Annotated in this window: 11 protein-coding genes and 2 pseudogenes; 7 read left to right on the top strand and 6 right to left on the bottom strand. The window is 66.9% G+C overall.

What is annotated here, in order from left to right; all coding sequences use genetic code 11:
• Positions 1–769 precede the first annotated feature (769 nt).
• From J2X68_RS38270 to J2X68_RS38245, 6 genes and pseudogenes are all read left to right on the top strand, one after another.
• Positions 770–1000: pseudogene (locus tag J2X68_RS38270) on the top strand (IS5/IS1182 family transposase); the annotation flags it as partial.
• Positions 1001–1115: 115 nt separating this feature from the next.
• Positions 1116–1721 (top strand): ABC transporter ATP-binding protein, encoded by a 606-nt coding sequence (locus J2X68_RS38265; RefSeq protein WP_310437224.1) that lies wholly within the window; start codon positions 1116–1118, stop codon positions 1719–1721.
• On the top strand, positions 1721–2587 hold the full coding sequence (locus J2X68_RS38260; protein WP_310437229.1) for an ABC transporter permease: 867 nt from the start codon (positions 1721–1723) through the stop codon (positions 2585–2587). The genes J2X68_RS38265 and J2X68_RS38260 overlap by 1 nt, the downstream gene beginning before the upstream one ends.
• Positions 2588–2780: 193 nt before the next feature.
• Entirely contained in the window at positions 2781–4442 is a 1662-nt protein-coding gene (uppS, locus tag J2X68_RS38255; RefSeq protein ID WP_399041832.1) for a polyprenyl diphosphate synthase, read from the top strand.
• Positions 4443–4780: 338 nt separating this feature from the next.
• Positions 4781–4969: a hypothetical protein gene (locus J2X68_RS38250; protein ID WP_310437222.1), complete on the top strand. Its 189-nt coding sequence runs from the start codon at positions 4781–4783 to the stop codon at positions 4967–4969.
• Positions 4962–5318, top strand: coding sequence for a hypothetical protein (locus J2X68_RS38245; protein WP_310437221.1), 357 nt, complete (start codon positions 4962–4964; stop codon positions 5316–5318). The genes J2X68_RS38250 and J2X68_RS38245 overlap by 8 nt, the downstream gene beginning before the upstream one ends.
• Before the next feature lie 284 nt (positions 5319–5602).
• On the opposite strand, the gene J2X68_RS38240 is transcribed toward J2X68_RS38245, so the two are convergent.
• The 3 genes from J2X68_RS38240 to J2X68_RS38230 form a co-directional block, all read right to left on the bottom strand.
• Positions 5603–5770, bottom strand: a complete 168-nt coding sequence (locus J2X68_RS38240) for a hypothetical protein (RefSeq protein WP_310437220.1) — start codon at positions 5768–5770, stop codon at positions 5603–5605.
• Positions 5771–5929: 159 nt separating this feature from the next.
• Complete coding sequence (locus tag J2X68_RS38235; RefSeq protein ID WP_310437219.1) at positions 5930–7351, bottom strand: SAV_2336 N-terminal domain-related protein; 1422 nt, start codon at positions 7349–7351, stop codon at positions 5930–5932.
• On the bottom strand, positions 7348–8748 hold the full coding sequence (locus J2X68_RS38230; RefSeq protein WP_310437218.1) for an effector-associated domain 2-containing protein: 1401 nt from the start codon (positions 8746–8748) through the stop codon (positions 7348–7350). Before J2X68_RS38230 ends, J2X68_RS38235 begins: the two co-directional genes overlap by 4 nt.
• Before the next feature lie 247 nt (positions 8749–8995).
• On the opposite strand from J2X68_RS38230, the gene J2X68_RS38225 reads away from it, so the two are divergent.
• The gene (locus J2X68_RS38225) at positions 8996–9421 is read left to right on the top strand and encodes a hypothetical protein (RefSeq protein WP_310437217.1); all 426 of its coding nucleotides are present in this window, start codon (positions 8996–8998) and stop codon (positions 9419–9421) included.
• Between the two features lie 4 nt (positions 9422–9425).
• Here the strand turns inward: J2X68_RS38225 and J2X68_RS38220 are convergent, their stop codons facing one another.
• The 3 genes and pseudogenes from J2X68_RS38220 to J2X68_RS38210 form a co-directional block, all read right to left on the bottom strand.
• A complete protein-coding gene (locus J2X68_RS38220; RefSeq protein WP_310437216.1) occupies positions 9426–14465 on the bottom strand; it encodes a hypothetical protein in 5040 nt (1679 codons plus the stop codon).
• A gap of 530 nt (positions 14466–14995) precedes the next feature.
• Positions 14996–15295 (bottom strand): annotated as a pseudogene (locus J2X68_RS40420) (IS256 family transposase); the annotation flags it as partial.
• A gap of 52 nt (positions 15296–15347) precedes the next feature.
• Complete coding sequence (locus tag J2X68_RS38210) at positions 15348–17774, bottom strand: helicase-associated domain-containing protein (RefSeq protein ID WP_310437215.1); 2427 nt, start codon at positions 17772–17774, stop codon at positions 15348–15350.
• Positions 17775–17895: the final 121 nt, after the last annotated feature.

Below are 17895 nucleotides of genomic sequence, written 5' to 3'. Positions count from 1 at the left end.
CGGAGCGAGTAACTCCCACTCCCCATCGGTGAGTTCATGGCGACGTATCACCCCACCATGATCCACCACCCGGTGATCTTTGAAGACGGACCCTAATCGAGAGAAGTTGTAAGTGCGCGCCGCTGTGGCCAGAGGGCAAGGGTGACCTTTCCAGCGCCAACCTTGATCAACGTGCTCGTCGCCTGGATCGAGGCACGCGGTCGGAGCACAGGGACTTCCTTGAATCCCACTCGCACTTTCAGGATCGGCTCCGTGAGCTCACCGAGATTCAGTTGCCGCCCGACACGTGGGTAGACGGCGCGCACAGGCCCACTCCCGTGGACAGGGCGCCGGCTGGGGGCTCCTCCATGACAGCCGCGGAGACCTCGCCCGCGCCATGCGGGAGATTGATCTCCTCGGGCCGAAGGAGATCATGGGGCCAGCGCTCGAATCAGTCTTCGAATCCGTTGAGGCAGTCTTCAGCGCTCGCCTGCGATACGAGAGCAGTGAGCCGGAGTCCCCTGACGGCGAATGGGGACGGGCTCGACACGCGTTCGAGATGGCGCACGGCACCTTCGTGGAAAGCGCGAGTCAGGCCCTGCGCTCGGATCAGATCTAGACCAGGGACGCGAGCGTGGGATGGCCCGCCAGGACGGGCATGCCTGGTGGGCCAATGGGCAGTCTGGCAGGGGGCTCAGCACGTGACAGGGGGAACGCTCCAAGCGAATCGGGCCTACCTTGCCAGCATGAGCACCCCAAAGACGATCTACACCCAGAGCCCGTCGGCTACCCCGGCAGCAGGGGATTCACCCCGATCCCGAAACGCTGGGCGGTCGAGCGGACCTACGGCTGGCTCATGCTCCACCGCCGCCTGGCCCGCGACTACGAAACCCGGCCCGCCCGCTCCGAAGCCATGATCCACATCGCCATGGCCGACCTCATGACCCGCCGCCTCACCAGCGAGAACACGATCTCCTGGCGCGATCCGACACAGCAGACCAAACGGCAGATTCCGGGATGAAACAACGGGAGAAAACGACCTCTAAGCCGGTGACATGGGGCTCGTGTCTGTTCCGCCCCGCGATCGTTAGGCCATTCGGTGCACGGTCGGTCCGGGCCTATGGGGGGAGACACGCGTGGAGGTCAGGGACGTCCATCATGCCTACCGTCGGCGTGTGGTCCTGAGAGGTGTTGACCTGCGGCTTCCGGCAGGGACGCTGTGCGGGATCGTTGGGGAGAACGGCGCCGGCAAGTCCACGCTGCTGAAGGTCCTCTCCGGCGAGTTGCGGCCCACGCGCGGCACGGTCCGTCACAGCGGCCGGTTCGGCTACTGCCCGCAGCGCGTGGTCCTCAATGACGCGCTGACCGTCCGGCAGCACCTGACGTTCTTCCAGACGGCTTACCGCCTGGCCGATGTGCGCTATGCCGAGGAGGTCATGGAGACCCTGGGCTTTACCGGATACGTCGATGAGCGGGCCGGGGTGCTCAGCGGTGGCACGCGGCAGAAGTTGAACGTGACGTTGGCGCTCATGCACGATCCGCAGGTCCTGTTGCTGGACGAGCCGTATCAGGGCTTCGACTGGGACACCTACCAGCGGTTCTGGGACCTGGCAGCGCGACTGCGGGACGCGGGACGCTCGGTCTTGGTTGTCTCCCATCTGGCGTACGACAAGGAGCGCCTGGACGAGTTGTGGCGCCTGGACGGCGGGACGCTGCATGCGGACCAGGTGGGGGCCTCGTGATGTTCCACCTGAATCGCTTCGCGGTCGCCACCCGGCTCACGCTCATCGAGCACGGCCGCAACCGGTTCGCCATGATCCTGGTGATCCTGTTCATCCCGGTGTGGACGACCCTGGCGTACCTGGCGATGCCCGACACCCCGGCCCGGATGCGGTTACGCGCCACCGGGGAGGCGCTGGCACCGCACGGCAACGAACTGACATCGATCAGCGGCGCCCTCAACGCCGTCACCCTGATCACCGGCTTCATGATGTTCGCCGCCACGTTCTCCGGCAGCGGCTTCGACCGCCGCCTGGCCATGGCCGGCTATCCGCGCGCCCACCTGGTCCTGGCCAAGGTCACCGCCCTGGCTCTGGTCTCGGCGGCGGTCGCCGCCTACGCCACGGCCATCACCTGCCTGGCTTGGACGCCTCGCCAGCCACTCCTGCTCGCCGCCGCCCTGTTTTGCGCAGGACTGACCTACGGCGCCCTCGGTGTCGGCTTCGGGTCGCTGCTGCGCAGGGAAGTCGAGGGGATGTTCGCCCTCGTGATGACAAGCATCGTCGACCTGGCGCTGCAGAATCCCATCACGAGTTCCGGGGCTGACAACCCGGTCGTGCGCTACCTGCCCTCGTATGGGGCCATGCAGGCCAGCACGGCGGCCGGATACTCCACCAGCCCGGTCCCTGGGCATCTGGCCATCCAGCTCACCTGGTTCGCCGGTGCCGCCCTTCTCGCCCTGCTGGGGTTTCGTGGCAGCACCCGCAACTGCCTGCCGTCGACCGCCCCCACCTCGCCGCCCGGACCGCGAAGCAGCAAGGCCGGCCTTCCCGCGCCCCGCCAAGCTGCCACGCCATCGGCTGCGGCGTCTGACACGGAAGCACACTGAGGTCCCGGTTCCCGACATGTGCGCCACCACGAAGCCCACCACGGCAGACCTCGTTGCCGCCCTGCCCGCACAGCGAGGGCGACGTGTTCGCCGCCCGCCCACAAGGCCCCATCCGTCGCTACGGGCGGCGTACCAGCTGTGTCGGCGCACCACACGCGTGCACGATCCCGGGATCTACGCCCTCATCCAGCTGATGCCGGCCGTGCTGCGCCCGGCAGGCTGGGCGCTGTGGGCGGCGGCGAGCGTCCTGGATGATCTGGCCGACCGTCGGGATGAGGAACCGGCCGAGCGTGAGGCACGCGTCGAAGCGTGGACCCAAGCCCTGCAACGGGACTTGGCGGCTGGCACCAGCAAGGATCTGATCCGGCATGCCCTGGTGGATACAGCCCTGCGATGGCATCTGGACCTGTCCAGCCTGCAGGGCGCCATGACCAGCACGCGTGACGACGTCCGCGGCCGGCGCTTCGCCGACTGGACCGAGTGGCGGGCCTGGTGCAACGAGGCAGTCGTGCCGTGGGTCGACCAGCTACGGCACCTGTTCGAGCAAGCCGGAGCTCCGATGACACTCCGGCTGGACCGGCACAAGGACTACGAGCAGTTCGTCGACGGCGCCCAGCTCACCGACACCCTCACCGACCTGAGCACCGACCTCGCCCAAGGCGACCTGCTCCTGCCGGATGAGGCCCTCGACGCCTTTCCCGGCGTGGAAGACGACCTGCGGCAGGGGCGTTGGAGCCCGGCCACAGCGGCGTTGATCCGAGAGCTGACGACTCTGGCCCGCCAGTGGCTGACCAAGCCCGCGATGACCAGAGGTATGCACCCGGGCGCTGCCAGCATGCTCAACACGGCCGCCTGCCTGATGCGCGCCCAACTCGATGCTGTCGACGCGGCCGGACCCGCCTTGCTCAAGCGCGCACCGCGCCCCTCCCTCGTCGCCCGCACCCGCATCCTGGCCCCTGCCCGCCTGCGCTCGGGCCTGGCCTGGAGCCTGACGCCCCTGACCGTGCCCGGACCGCGACGACCCGTGATGACCACGAGCGATCCGAGCCCGGCAGCTGACGACACAGCTCTCCGACGCCCGCCACCACACCCAGGCGGCGCCCGACCCCCGCAGATCGCCGCCGACCACATGCCCTCCCACGTAGCGGTCATCATGGACGGCAACGGCCGCTGGGCGAACCAGCGTGGCTTACCCCGCCCGGAAGGCCACCACGCCGGCACCGCCGCCGCCCACGAGATGGTCTACGGCGCCCTGGAGATCGGCCTGCCCCACCTGACCCTCTACGCGTTCTCCACCGAGAACTGGAAACGCGACACCGAAGAGATCACCACCATCCTGGACGTAATCCGACGCGACCTCGACGAAGGCCCCCTCCGCGACCTCGACGTACGCCAACGCTGGCTGGGCCACCCCGACAAACTCCCCGAAGAGCTCGTCCAGGCCCTCCGGCGCGAGGAGCGCCGCACCCGCAACCGCACCGCACTGACCCTGACCGTGTGCATCAACTACGGCGGCCGAGACGAGATCACCCGCACCGCCGCAGCCCTCGCCCAGGCAGCGCGAGCTGGCGACATCGACCCCCACCTCATCAGTCAGGACGACTTCACCCGCCACCTGCCCCACCCCGACATGCCAGACGTCGACCTGCTGTGGCGCACCGGCAACGAACAGCGCACCTCCAACTTCCTGCCCTGGCACGCCAACTACGCCGAGCTGCACTTCACCCCCGACTACTGGCCCGACGTCGACCGGCGTGACCTGTGGCAGGCCATCACCGAATACAGCCGACGCCAACGCCGCCACGGCGCCGCCCCCGCCGTCTCACCACCGACCGTTCCGTCATGGCCGATCTGACTTTCGGAGCTAACGAGTCCGCGCTCGGCGAAGTCCACACTGACGGGCACCCCAAATTCAACGCCGCCGGTTCCACGTTCCAGATCGGATCAGGGCCAGCCATCGGTCCTCGCATGGGCCGACTACGAATCCTCAGAACGCGCCACCTGCCCGTACCAGCAGACCGCAGGCCATCTATCGGTCGTAGTCACACCCGCCGCATTGCCCCTAGACCGGGTTCGCTACATGCGGCATACCGCCCTTTCCGGCAGAAAGAAGTCTCCGTCCCCGGCACGCTGCGCGACGGCTCCGGGGAAAAGCCGCTGCTAGCTGGGGCGTGCCGCTGGGAGACTGCGGGGATGACCACGCAGCGGCTGCCGTTCCCGGTCTCGGACGAACGCGCCCACTACTTCGTCGACAGCGGATTCACCACGCTGCCGCAGCTGATCAACGAAGTCAGCCGCGAAGACCTCGCTACTGCTGCGGCAGAACTCTCCCAGCAGCCCGTCACCCAAATCGTGCTGACCCCCGGGGAAGCCGATGCTTGACCCCCAGGACTACACCCACCTCGTCAGCGGAATGACCGTCGCCAAGAGCGACGGCCTCACACTCTTGACGCTCCCCCAGTTGGCCGGCGAAATGGCCTATTTCAGATGGCGGTGGGCCAGCCGGCCCGTGGCCGATACGCAGAGAGCCAAGTTGCTGGAGCTCGCCCTGAACGAGGCCGTGCGCGTCCGGATAGCAGCAACGGCCACCGATGCACCCAAGGGCAAGGTCAAGTTCCAGGTCCTGATCGACGCCGGAGCTGCTGCCCAGCCACTGCCCGCCGCGGCCGAAACCGCGGAGCGAGCCACTCAGCGCCATCTACTCGGTCCCGGCCCGGATCGGCCAGCCTGACCTCACGGCAGCAGCCCGAAGTCGGAATAACCAGAACCGCCACACAGTCGCCTGAAGGAGCTACGTGCCCAAGCACACCAGCCACCGCGGGAGTTGCCCATCATCTCGTAGGCCGTCGAACGGGACGCCGGGCCGTTGCCTGGGCTGTCCCTGAACCGTCAGAGGTTGGTGACCTGCGTTTTCGCTACTCAGGAGCGGTGTCCATAAGCGGCCGAACGGTCGCGCCCCATACGCTCGCGACCTGATTCTGAAACCATCAGTAGAGCCTGCCGAGACACGGCTGCTCAGACCCGGTCAAGGACGACCTGGTCATCCTCGGTGAGTCGTCGCCAGAACGTTCCTTCGGACTCATGAACCGACTTCGTGGCCTCAACAGCATCCAGCGTCTCCAGGATCAGCTCCCAGTCTTCGTCGCCAGGAGACCCCTTTGCCGTCCCGTACACGCGATACATCCCGCACCTCCTGTTCCCACCAGGCTATGAGGTGCGCCAAGGACAGCACAGCCCTTTGACCGCACTCCTGAGACACGGCTTGGCTGCGCAGGCTCAAGGCGGATACGTGCAGCGTGGCAGCCCTCGGCTGCAGGCGGGACCGCTGATGGGAGGTGCTGCCTACGTGTTGTCGAGCCGTGCGCGCAGGGCGCCGGCCACGGCGCGGTGGGCCGTAGTTTCGCCGGAAAGAGCGGTCAGGAGGGAGTGCTCGATCTCGAGATAGGGAGCGGTGCACTCGGTGATGGCGGGGAGCGCTGCCACGGTGGGCTGGCGCATACGTTCGCTGATGCCTTGGAATGCAGGAGCGTAGGGGGCGAGGTAGGTGTTGAGCAGTCCAATGGCTCGATGGGTCTGGCTGGACTCGCCCATGGCGAGGAGGTTTTGGCGAACCTCGGGCAAGAAGTCGAAGGTGATCTGGCCGTACTCGTTGCCTTCCCCGATCGAGGGCTCGAGGCTCACGAGGAGTCCGCTGGTCAGAACGGCGGACAGGTCGCGGGTGGTGGCTGCGGGGGCGAGTTCGGTGGCGATGAGCTGCATGACGAAGCGGTTCAAGGGGGCAACGGCGAGCAGGATGGCCAGGTTGAATGCGTGCTCGGGTGCGGTGGTGTGGAACTCCGCGATGAGTTGACTGGCGTCGGGTGCATCGTCCTGGGCGCGGGTGGGTGCAGGCACTACGGCGTTCGGGGGAACAGACATCGTGACAGTCAGGGCTTGCTGGTGCACGAGGAAGTTCGTCAGGAGCAGGCGGGTCCACTGGTCGAGCCAGCGTTTGCGGATCTCGAGTACGGGGATGACCATGCTCTGGTCCCGCGCGTCTGCGGTGCTGGCCCGGGCGGCGCTGTCGTGCTCGTTGGGAGCCGTTTCCAGCTCCTTGTTGGGGCACCACTCGCGCACCGCGCGCAGCTGCATGGGCTGTGCGGGGATGCCGGACAAGGACCAGTGGTGGTGCGGCAGAACGTGCAGGATGGCAACGGTGTGCGACGAGGCCCATTGGTACAGGTCCGGCCAGAGCAGACGGCGTTTCCAGGCCGCTCCGACACCGTCGGTCAGCACCAGAGTGATCTTCGAGCGCTCGGGAGAGAAGTGCTCGGCCTGCAGGGTCGGGCGGTCCGTCGGGCGGAACAGATCGTCACAGCCTGCGGGTCGGCGGTTGGCCATTTCGATGACCTGGACGCTGTGGAAATGCGGCAGGTCGCGCAGGCACGCAGCGATCGCGTTGGCTGCCGGGTACCAGGCAGTCATGGACGGGCTGGTGTCAATGACCAAGACCAAGTCCAAGCCGGGCGCCGCAGGGGCGTCGTCTGGGCCCTCGGGAGGGTCGTAGATGCTTGCGGCTGGCCGGGTGGGAGTTTCTCCCATCAGGCTGAGCGGGCTCAACGCTGAGGCCGCGTTCTCCGCAGGTGCTGTCGGTGCGACCGTCGGCCAGTCGTCCGGAGCCTCCAGGAAGACCGGATCGAAGGACAGGGGACTGCGCCATCGATGGTCCACCGCGGGGATCGGTGCGGCGGTGATGAGCCACGGCTGCGCGTCGAACAAGGTCACAGGGGTACCACCGCGTCCGGTGATGTGAGTGCTTTGAGCACGGGTCGTGGCTGGTTCGGGTCGTCCCACAGCAGCGTCAGATCGCTCAGTGGTCCGGTACCCAGGCTGTCCGACTGGTGCTGCAGCTCGCCCAGGCGTGCGGGTAGATCGGCCAGGGAGCCTTTGGTGAGGTCGCGCACGTGCTGGCGAAAGGATCGTGAGGTGCAGTCGCTTCGATGCCACAGGATCGCCGGTGCCCCGGCGCGGATGCCGTCGAGGAGCTGCCGCCGGCCTTCTTCGCTGTCCGGTGGAGTGTTCAGCACCAGCAGTCGGCCGGGGGTCGGCGGGCCAGGCAGGGTCTCAGTGTCGGGGGCGGGATCATGTGCGCCGGAGTCGTGACCTGCGATCAGTTGATCCCACTGCTGTTTCCACGCGGAATGCGTGGTTTCCAGGCTGTCTCGGTCCAAGCTGCGCACCACGACCCGGTAATTCGACGTCTCCGCGGCGTTGCGGGCGGGACGGCACCACTGGGCGACCGGCAGGTTGGCCAGCATCAAGGGCAGCCAGAACTCAACGGTGAGCGCGGCCGGACGGCCGATGTCGGCCAGAGACTGTTGCAGTCGCTGATGGACGTGGTGGCCCAGGTCGTGACGGCGTACCCGTTCGTCGCCTTCGCGCATGGGAGGTGATTGTCCGCTCTGGCCGTCCTGGTGCCACACCTGAAGGACGCAGTAGTCCTCGTCCAGGCCGTCCGCCAGTAGGACGAACATGACTCGCCCTGTGCGTTCGGTGCGGGGCGCCGCAGGTGTGGCCTTGACGCGGGCGCGGCATCCGGCCAGCTGTTCCTGCAGACCCTGGGACTGGGCGTAGGAGTCGGCCCAGGCGCGCAGCTCGTCTTTGGCAGCGGCTTCCAGCTCGGGAGCCAGGTGTTCGAGGAAGACCAGGAAGACGGGTAGGCCGGTGGGCAGTGCGTTGCGCCGCAGCAGATACAGCACCACGCTCCACGCGTCGGTGCAGTGGGCGGGTAGGTGCACCGGGAACGGTTGCAGGCATGTCCGTGCGATCATCCTCGCGCTGGAGACTGCCTTGCCTTCCAGTAACTGTCCGAGCACGTCAAGGTCCTCGTCGCTGAGCCGGGCGCTGGCCACCCGCCAGTCCGACAGAACCCTCAGTTGCGCCGCGACTTTGTCATCGCCGGTCACCGTGCCCGCGATCCGTGCCAGGGCGTCGGCGGACTCTGTTGCTTCCCTGTGCTCCATGCACCGTGCCACGATCCACGACAGATGCTCCTGTGCCAGTTGTGTGGTGGATTCGTCGTCGGAGAATGTGCGGTTGAGCGCGTGGGCCAGCATCCTTGCCAGAGCTCTGCGGGTGGGGGCATCGGACAAGGACGGTGACGTACACAGTACGTCGACCATGGCCCTCTCCAGCGCCTTGGGCGGTGCCACCCCCAATACGGCACGCCAGTAATGAACTGCCCTAGAAACCCCCATGACTGCCACCCCCCAAGAACAGCCCGCGGTGCTCGTGTCTGCTGCGCAGTCTGGCCGTCACGTATGACTGTCCGGCCTCCGCGCTGTTGCGGACAAGACACAAATCAGCTGATTTTGACGTACCGGTGGAATCTCTGGTCACAGCGGTGCAGCGATCGGCGAAAATCGAAGCATGGGGGATACGAGCACCTGGGCCGCCTGGGCTGCTGCGGCGACGAGCCTTGCCACACTGGTCGTCACCACGGTCGTGGGAGGCCGCCGGGAGCAGCATCGATGGGCCCGCGAGGCGCTGACGGATGCGTTTGTGGCATTTCTGGAAGCCAGTTGGGCCCATTCTGACGCGGTGCGCTCGCTGCCGACGCAGGCCGGAGCCGAGTCGGCCACGACGCTGGCTCTGTACCAGGAGATGCGCTCGCAGCTGACGCGGCTGCGTCTGCTGACCTCCGAGGAGGTGCTGCGCACGGGCGAAGAGCTGCTGCGTTGCCAGCGCCGTGTGCACGACGCCCCGCCCGGGCCGGAGCGGACGTCCGCGATGGCCGACGCCTCTGCTTTGCGGCGCTCGGTGGTCGATGCAGCCAAGAAGGAGATGGGTCTGTGATGCGTCAGATGACATAGCGCCCCAGTCTGTCCTCGATACCGATGCGAAGCTCTGTCAGCAATGCGCGTGTCTGAGAAGGCAGCTGCTTCACACTCATTTCCACGCTGAGCGACTCCGCTACCTTCGTGAAATACGGATCCGGACCCATGGATGTTCGAGGACCTGGCAGCCAGTGATTGACAATATTGCGCACGGATGACGCGAGAATCGGGTCCTCCCGCATGCACAATGCCCCCAGCAAGGGCGCCAACTGACCCCAGTAGCCAAGGGCCACCAGACGGGCCCGTTCCATGCTGGGGTGCATGTCACCGGTACCCCGCCCCATTTCCTCGAGCGGACCGGTGATCGTTGCCGCGTCTAGATCCGGGTCGTCCAGCGCGGCCAGCATGCCCAGGTAACCGATCGCCGTGACGGCGTGGGCTGCCAGCGTGACCTCGACCAGACCATGGATGCCGTGGGCATGCCGGATGACGGTCTGCTGGTTGTAGTCGTCGCTCGCGACCTGCCTGATGAACGGCAGTTCCTCAGGCAGCCCGACACTCGCCGCCAGCAGAACGAACTGGTGGGCAACGGGCCCGTCCGCAGTCGAGGGCTTCAGATCTCCCAGGCGCCTGCGCAGGGCCGGCGCCAACGGCATCGGCTTCACATAGGGTGCGTCGAGCAACACGTCCGCACTGCCCAGCACCGACAGCAGCGCAGCATCGGGCCCCTTGGAGCGCCAGGAACGCAACCGGCTTTGCTCGCCCAGGAACAGCGGAATCTCCGCCCTGGGCGGCAGCGCACGCCGCCACGTCGTGCACCACGGCCAGTGCAGAGCCTCCTGAGCCAGGCCCTGTTGCGCCAGCGCATGCTGGACCCGCAGCGCCAGACGCCGGCCGGTTTCCTGGTTGAGGGTTTCCGCTGCGCTGACAAAGCTGGACACCGCTTCGACCATCGCAGCGTCCATTTCTGCCAGGAAAGGCTCCAGCAGTTGTTCCAGCGCCTTGTGCCCCTCGGGGGGCAGGCAATGCACGAAGGCTGCCACCACAGAAAGGGAACGGGCCGACCCCTGCGCGGCAACCTCGGAAAGAAGTTCCACACTCACCACGTCCCTGGCCGCCAAGATGTAATGCGCGGCAATCGCACATACACCTTCATCGCCGAAAGCCAGGAGCCGCTTCCACCGAACGGAATCCATGCCCACTGCATGCAGCGTGCTCTCATCGAGGAGTGCAGCAACCGCCGACGTCATCGACTCGCCCGCCCTGTGCGCGGTCACGGCCCGCTGCAGCATCTCCGCCCAGGCGGGGCATTCAGCGAGCCCGGCCCGGAACCGGTACTTCAGCAGAGTCTCGATGTCCCCAGCCGCCGCCAGTTCCTCCAGCACCTCAAGCCGTTCAGCGTTCAACCCATCCGCGGTCTCGGTGTCGGCTGTGGTGCGAAGCGCCTCGTCGACGGCGCTGAGCCGCGAGCCGCACCCTGTGGTGTATGCGCGCTGACGGGCGCGGTCGGGACGCAGACCCAGCTGTCTTAAAGCCTGCCAGGCCTGGGACAAAACCTCCCAGGGCCGGCCCGGCGTCACATGGGCCCACGCGTAGCCCGCAAGCTCGCCCAGCCGCGCCACCTGGATGCTGCGCAGGGCACGCACCGTGATCCCGACATCAACTCGCGCCCTTTTCCCCGCATCCAGGAGAGCGCTGACGACGTCTGCCAGACGTGGCGTCGCCCCGGGCACAGACCACTGATGCATCATCACCAGCCCGTCCAGAGACGCCTGCACCGCCTCTGCCGGACTCTGCGACGAGCAAGCGATCTTGACGAGGACGTCTTGGGCGGAGGGCACACCGTACTTGGCCAGAGCGTAGGCAGAGCGCTTCCACGCCGGGGCGCCACTGTAGTGAGAACGCAACACCTCCTGCTGATGGTGCAAGAAGGCATGGTGAACCTCCTGCGTACAGTGGTCCGGAGCCGCCTGCAAAAGCAGTGCTCCGTACCACGGGCTGGCTTCGACTCCCGCCGTCACGACCGCAAGCACGCAGCCGGGATCAGTGCGCTCGTCGGCGACCAGGAACACGGCCGTGTCCCGCCATCCATGCCTGAGGATGCGCTCTCTCACCACCGGCAGCTGATCGGCCGGGTACTGCTGGAGGGCGATGGCCGCGCAGTAGGCCTGCAGCAGCGGGTCACGGAACCGGATCCGCTCACCGGACTCCATGACGACACTGGAATGCACCAGCATCTGCAGCATCTGCTCCACGTCCGAGGGCACCGTGTCCAGCTCTTCGACTGCTATGCGCAGGACGGCAGTTGCCTGCTCCCGGCTCAAGGAACCGGCGGATCCGAGTTCTTCTGCCAACTTGCCCAGTACCGTCAGCAGGCTCTCGAGTGGGGCCGAGGCGGCAGCTGCGTGCAGCAGGTGCTCCAGATAGGTGCGCAGTAACCCACCGATGTTCGCGGGCACCTGCCCTGTCTCGGCTAAATGGTGCACAAGCAGCCGCAAAGGCTGGGGCTTACCAGCCCAGTCCCGCAGCGCACCTGCTGCGGGATCGGCGAACAAACGACTCTCCAACTCGCCGAGCGGTTCCTGCCAGCTCTCCGGAAGGCGCCGGCGCAGCACTTCGGTCGCATAGGAGCGCGCTGCACTCTCACGCACCTTATGGACCACCACGGTCGGCCACTTGAGAACCGCCGGATGGAAATCGCCCGCCCGCTGGCACACCAGCAGGCGCAGCCGGGGCTGGTTCGATGACAGCCGTCTGATCCAGGCGAGGATCTTGCGCTGGTCCTGCTCCGCCACGTCGTGCAGTTCGTCGACCGTCAGGTGGACTACGCCGAGGGACACCAGCTGCTCCAGGAGCCTCTCTGTCAGCACCCCGCCTTCGTCTGCCAACTGCAGCAAGAACTTCGTGACCGTGCGCTCTTGGCCTTGGCGCTGCTGCAAGAACTTCATGATCTGCTCAGCGGTCGCGTGCAGCGGCAGCAACACGTCGGGGTAGTGCGGGTGGTGCTCCGCCGTTGCTCGCAGACGGAACTCACGGGCGATGCGCGATGTGCCACCGCCAGGCTCCGCGATCAAAATCAGGGCCGGGTCCCGCATGAGCAGGGCCAGACAGTCACGTGCCTGTACGGACAGCGCGCCGTTGCCCTGGCGCACGTAGGGTTCTCCTGGGGCGAGCTGACGTCCTTCCAGGTCGATGTAGGGGTCGTCACCCCAGCCTTCTGACTGGTTAGCAGCCGAAGAGCGTTCGTGCAGAATGCGCCGGACCTCCCGGAGAGGCCCCGCCGATAATCGCTTGATCACTCTGCTGCGCAGTGCGGGGTCCGCCGCCGCAGCAGCCTGGACCAGCAGGCCTTCGGTCACCGAATTGCTTTGATTCCCGCAGAGCAGGAAACGCGCCACGACATCCATGTCCTGTCGCGGCCAGTGGGAAAGAGCGCCTTCCACGCTGAGGAATTCACAGGCCACGCCTGCGGCTGCCGCGGTGACCCGCACGCGTTCGGGCTCATCAAGCGAGTCCCACCGGAAGGTGCGGCAAGCTGAAAGGACCAGGTGCTGGAAATAATGCCGAGACCAAAGCGCGCGGCACTCGGAGGGCACCACCGACCAGATGCCGGACCGCAACCGCCAAAGAATCAGCAGACACCGGGCCAAGACGGGATTGTCCTCGCCTGCGGCCTGCGCGAGCAACTTGGCAGCCGTCGCGAGGTCTGACTCGCCCCACCCGGGCCTCAGCAGCGTCAGCAGGCCCAGATAGCGCTGCAGGCGGACCATCTCCGGAAACGACAGATGCGCGGCGATAGAATCACGCAGGATGCACGTCTCCAGCCAGGTGACGTCGGCAAGCGTGAAACCCTCCCGGCTGAAGGTGGCACTGTCGATCAGGTACGGGACACGGCCCGACAAGATCACATTTCTGGGGTTGAGGTCCCCGTGCACCGCCGTGCGCATGCGAGGTTCCGCGTCCGCGACCAGAAGCGTGTGCAGAGCCGTCAGAGGGTGCCCGACCGTCACCCCCTCGTACTGAAGCGTCTGAGCACTGCCATCCTCGGTGAAGCCGTTGCTGTCACCAAAGTGCTTCTGGAGGAAGGCCGACCACCGCTCGGCACGCACAGAGGTCAACTTGCCCTGCACTTCGACGGTCTGGCCGGCGCGTACTTTCTTCAACTGCTGAGGCAGCCTGGCGCTGTCCGCCAGTTCCACCTGCACCCGGGTTGCATGGAACGTCCCCCGTACGAAGTCGTCCTGCCTGACGACGCTTTCCAGTGTGAAGTCCGCGCGCTCGTCCACCCGCAGGGTTCTGCCCTGACCCGGCGGGGACGTGGAGCTGCGCAGGACTTCGGAGGACGTAGGCCGGGGATAGGTCTGGCCGGGCTGGGGATTGCCGTACACGAGGCGCAGCTGGGCACCCGTGCCCTCGATCTTGTTGACCGTGACTTTCAGGTCGTCGCCCAGACCGCGGTTCTCCGCTTCGAGGTCGATGTGCTCGCATTGGGCGGTGTGGTATAGATTCGAAGACAGCGATTCCAGCACGGTGGTGAGCGTCGTCGTGCAGATTTCGAGATGTGCAGGCGAAGTCACGGCCGCGGTGACGAGATCTTCCAGTGCCTCGAGCTCCCCAGGAGCGTGGTTCCAGGCGCTGACATGGCGGTACACGACCACGCTGCAGGGCGCCTCCTGGCCGCGGTAGGCGTGTACACCTTTACTGACGGCGACAATCGGAACATACAGTGTGGAGTCGAAAGTCTCCTTGAGGGTCTGATAGGCCTTCCATTCCTTGAGGGCCTCGTCATAGGGCATCAGCTTCGCTGCCTGAAGCGAACTCGCTCTACTTTTCCGTGTGACGAGGATCTTCAGGACGTCTGCTCCGCCGCGGCCGCCGGACAGGCGGCCGTGTACTTTCACCGACTGGACATCGGCCGGCCATACGCCCTGATCGCGGCAGTGTTGTTCGGAGGCGTGCGTGTCGCTGCTGACCGCCACTCCGAGCAGCGCGTCCTTGACGTGGGCCTTCTTCTCGTCACTGAAGCCGCAGGCGAGATCGAACGAAATCTTCGGCTGCCCCACACATCCCCCCGCACACCGGCGCACGCTAAGGAGAGTTCCTCACCGTGCAGAAGCGACTACGGGCGGTAAGTGTAGCGAGGTTCCGGTGCCAGACGGCTCGAATGCCGAATTTCCCCGCCACGATGGCTCAGCAGGCGCGTACCGACGCGCCGTGGCCGTCGCTGTGACGAAGCGCGGTGACGGTTGCGTTAGAAGCCGGCCACGTTTGGATGAGGTACTACTCAGTGACCTCATCATCGGTGAGATCGATCGAGATGTCTCGGCCGAGGGCGTGAATGCGCAGTCGGTAGTCGCCAGGGCCTCTCTGCGCGCGAGGACAGAGGCGAAGGTGCGGAAGGCTGCACGGCATCTCAAGCTGGGCTCAGGCGAGGGGCGAACCGTCTGCTGTCCGGGTCGACAGCTGGTACTCATCGACAGTGGGATCGTCAGCGGTTGCAACAACGTCTTCGAAGGTGTCGTCCTTGCTGAGGTCCGGGCTTGCGCGAACTGCTCACGTCGTTTCAGCACCTCCAGAGCGAAGTTCGGGCTCGCACGGTGTCGAGGTCGGTGATCGTGGGGCTGCCTGGATCGCTGCGTGAGAGGAAGCGCCGCAGGACATCGTGCTTCTCGTAGCCGAGGTGATCGGCGATCTCACTTTCCAGGGCAGACTCCAGGACCCGTTTGGTCAGCTGCTGCAGCAGCCCACCCTGCCCGGTCAACTGCAGCCCCTCCGTCCGGGCCCGTTCCACCAGCATGGCGACCAGCTGCTCGTCCGACACGGGCACAGGCTGCCCGGACTGGGCACTCTCGACAGACTCCACGGTCTCCAACTCCACCGCGGTATCAGTCACTTGACGTCTCTTCCATGCTCGTCGGATCCGCCGTCAGATTTACACTCCCGTCCTACGCGGGCATCACCCCATGGATGCGAGAGAGAGTGAAGACGCGTTCCGCTTCGCGCAGGTGGCACCAGGCATGGAGGTAGGGCGGGTCGAGTTCCAGGTCGCTGAGGGTACGTGCGGTCCGGGCTCCCGACGTGGCGATGTATTCGACCGTGATGGCCGCACCGGTGTCGATGGCATGGGCGACTTGGCGGACCTCGCTGTACGACAGGTGCTTCGCGTATCCGGCGACGATCTCCTCGGTGTCCGTAGCGAACGGCACCCCGCTGCCGAACGGCTCGGCTTCCGGTGCTGTCGACGGTGCCTTGAGCAGCCGCTCGGCCAGGGCCTCCATCCCGGCGTCGGCGGGCAGGTCCGAGGCGCGGGTCGCGGCGGTCCAGGGGCCGCGTCGCCCGACCTTCTTTCGTGGGGGCGGGACGGCGGCGGCCCTCTGCGGCAGGCGCCTTTCGATGCATACCGTTCCCCCGGCGCTTTCGGCGACCGGGGCGTATCCCGCAGCACGGAGCGCAGCGAGAGTCGTGGCGGGTGGGCTGCCGGTGACCAGGACCGTCGGGGCGAGCTGCCGCAGGGCAAGCTTGGCCAGTGCGCGGTGGGCAGCGAGTTCAGCCAGGAGCGCGGGTTCGTCGCCGTGGATGACACAGGCCGCAGGGGCGACGCGCACCCGTCCGTGACCTCGTGCGGTGTCGGCGATGAGATAGGCCAGCGGCTGTGGAAGGGCCGTGACAGAGCCAGCCATCAGATCGGCTGTCATGTCGTCCGGGCTGCGGCCGGCGTCCAGGGCCCGGCGGATACTGCGGCTGCTGAAGCGCCATACCGACGCTGTGCCACTGGTCTCCCGGTCGGCCATCGAGTCCAGCAATGCCGCGAGTCGCGCGGACGGGGTGCCGGTGACCACGGCAGTGAGGTCGGCGCCGATCCGGGCCGTCGTGGTCGCCGGGGGCAGCAGCCGTCGGGCCGTGATGCCGAGCTCCTCATCGGCGTGGGCCGCCAGGTGGGCACCGAGCGGGGACAGCCTACCCCGTGCCAGCACTCCCAGCAGTTCGCCTTCGCGGATCACGGTGCTGAACGGTGCCGTGTCCTGGGGCGAAGCATCGTCGGCGAGCGGACGGTGCCAGGCCACGAGCGGCCCCAGCTCCGAAGCGACCTTCACACCCTGCCCCACAGGGAGCCCCGCCGCCGCGGTGAGCAGCCCGTGGCGGGCCTGCAGACAGCCGCCGCAGTCGGGCGCACCGGCGAGCGCGGGAAGAACCTTGTCATCTTCGTCGCGCGCCCGGGTGGGGGTGAGCGGCAGGTCCCGCCACGCCCGGAGCAGTACGGTGAGTTGTTCTGCGGGCTCCTGCTCGGCCCAGGCATCGTAGGCCTCGGTGGGAGGTACTCGATCGCCGTCGCGGGCCAGAAGTCCGGCGGCGTACGCGGTCTCCAAGGCGATGCGTACGACGGCGTCGTCCGCTTGGGCGGCCTTGCCGAGCCGGGCCAGTTCACGTGCCCCGATCCCGCCCGACTTCAGCCGGGCCGGCGGAGCGGTCGCGCACGCCGAAAGGACGGAGGCGGCATGGGCCGCGAACGCGGTGGCGGCTACCGCGGCTTCCCGCTCCACCTCCGAGGAGGTGATGGGCACCATCTGTGTGACCGGCGGCAGAGGTTCGAACGGAGCGTGCCAATCGGGGCCCCGCAGAGCCAGGGCCACCTCGACCGGCATGCGGACGGGCCCGTATCGGTGACGGTCCTGGAGCAGGAGCCCGCGGTCGAGTGCCCATCCGGCGCCTGGTTGGACGTCGCGGCCAGGAGCTCCGAACAGTACGAACAGTGATGGACTCGGCGTGAACCTGGAGCTATGCTCAAGCAACTTCCGTGTGGCTGCCGGTGCCACCGCCACCAACGCGGCGACCCGTTCTGTGTCACTGTGATGCTCCACCAGGGCCGCGAGTCGCTGCTGCTCGGTGCCGGGTGGCTTGATGCCCAGGACCGCCAGCATGCCACGTAGTTCCTCCGAGGTGGTGCTGCTCAGCAGCTCTTCCAGCGGGGCGTCAAGTCCCAGGGGAGTGCTCCACGCCTGCCGCAAGTGCGCAGGCATGCGGAGTGTCTCGTTGCCGTCGGGCCACACGAGCGCCCGGTCCGACAGCGCTTCCAAGGTCGTGTCCAGCGCATGTACCGCCGCAGGGGACGTCGAGCCGAGCAACTCCGCGAGGCTGTCCCGGGTCGCCCGTGCTCCCAAGGCTGCCAGCGCCTCGGCGGCCTGCAGACACGGCAGCGTGAGCTGCGGCAGGACGAGTGCCACGGACCCCGGACGTTGGAGACGGTCCGCCAGTTCCCCCACCGAGCGTGGTTCCGGAGAGGAGGCTGCGTCCCTCCGTATGGTGAGTACGCGTGCCAGTCGGGAACCGTCGAGTTCGCTCAGCCAGGTCGCAAGCGTCGATCGGGACTTCATGAGGGTGCACCTCGACAAACAGGGAACGTCACAGGCGGGCCGTAGCCGCTTCGGGGCCTAGCCAAGGATGGCTCAGTTCCATGATCCGCAGATGCCGTACGAAGACAGAGGCCCGGTGAGC

Source organism: Streptomyces sp. 3330 (assembly GCF_031456635.1).
Classification (GTDB): Bacteria; Actinomycetota; Actinomycetes; order Streptomycetales; family Streptomycetaceae; genus Streptomyces.
The sequence above is the reverse complement of the archived record's forward strand: the minus strand, read 5'-3'. Positions and strand labels throughout refer to the sequence as shown.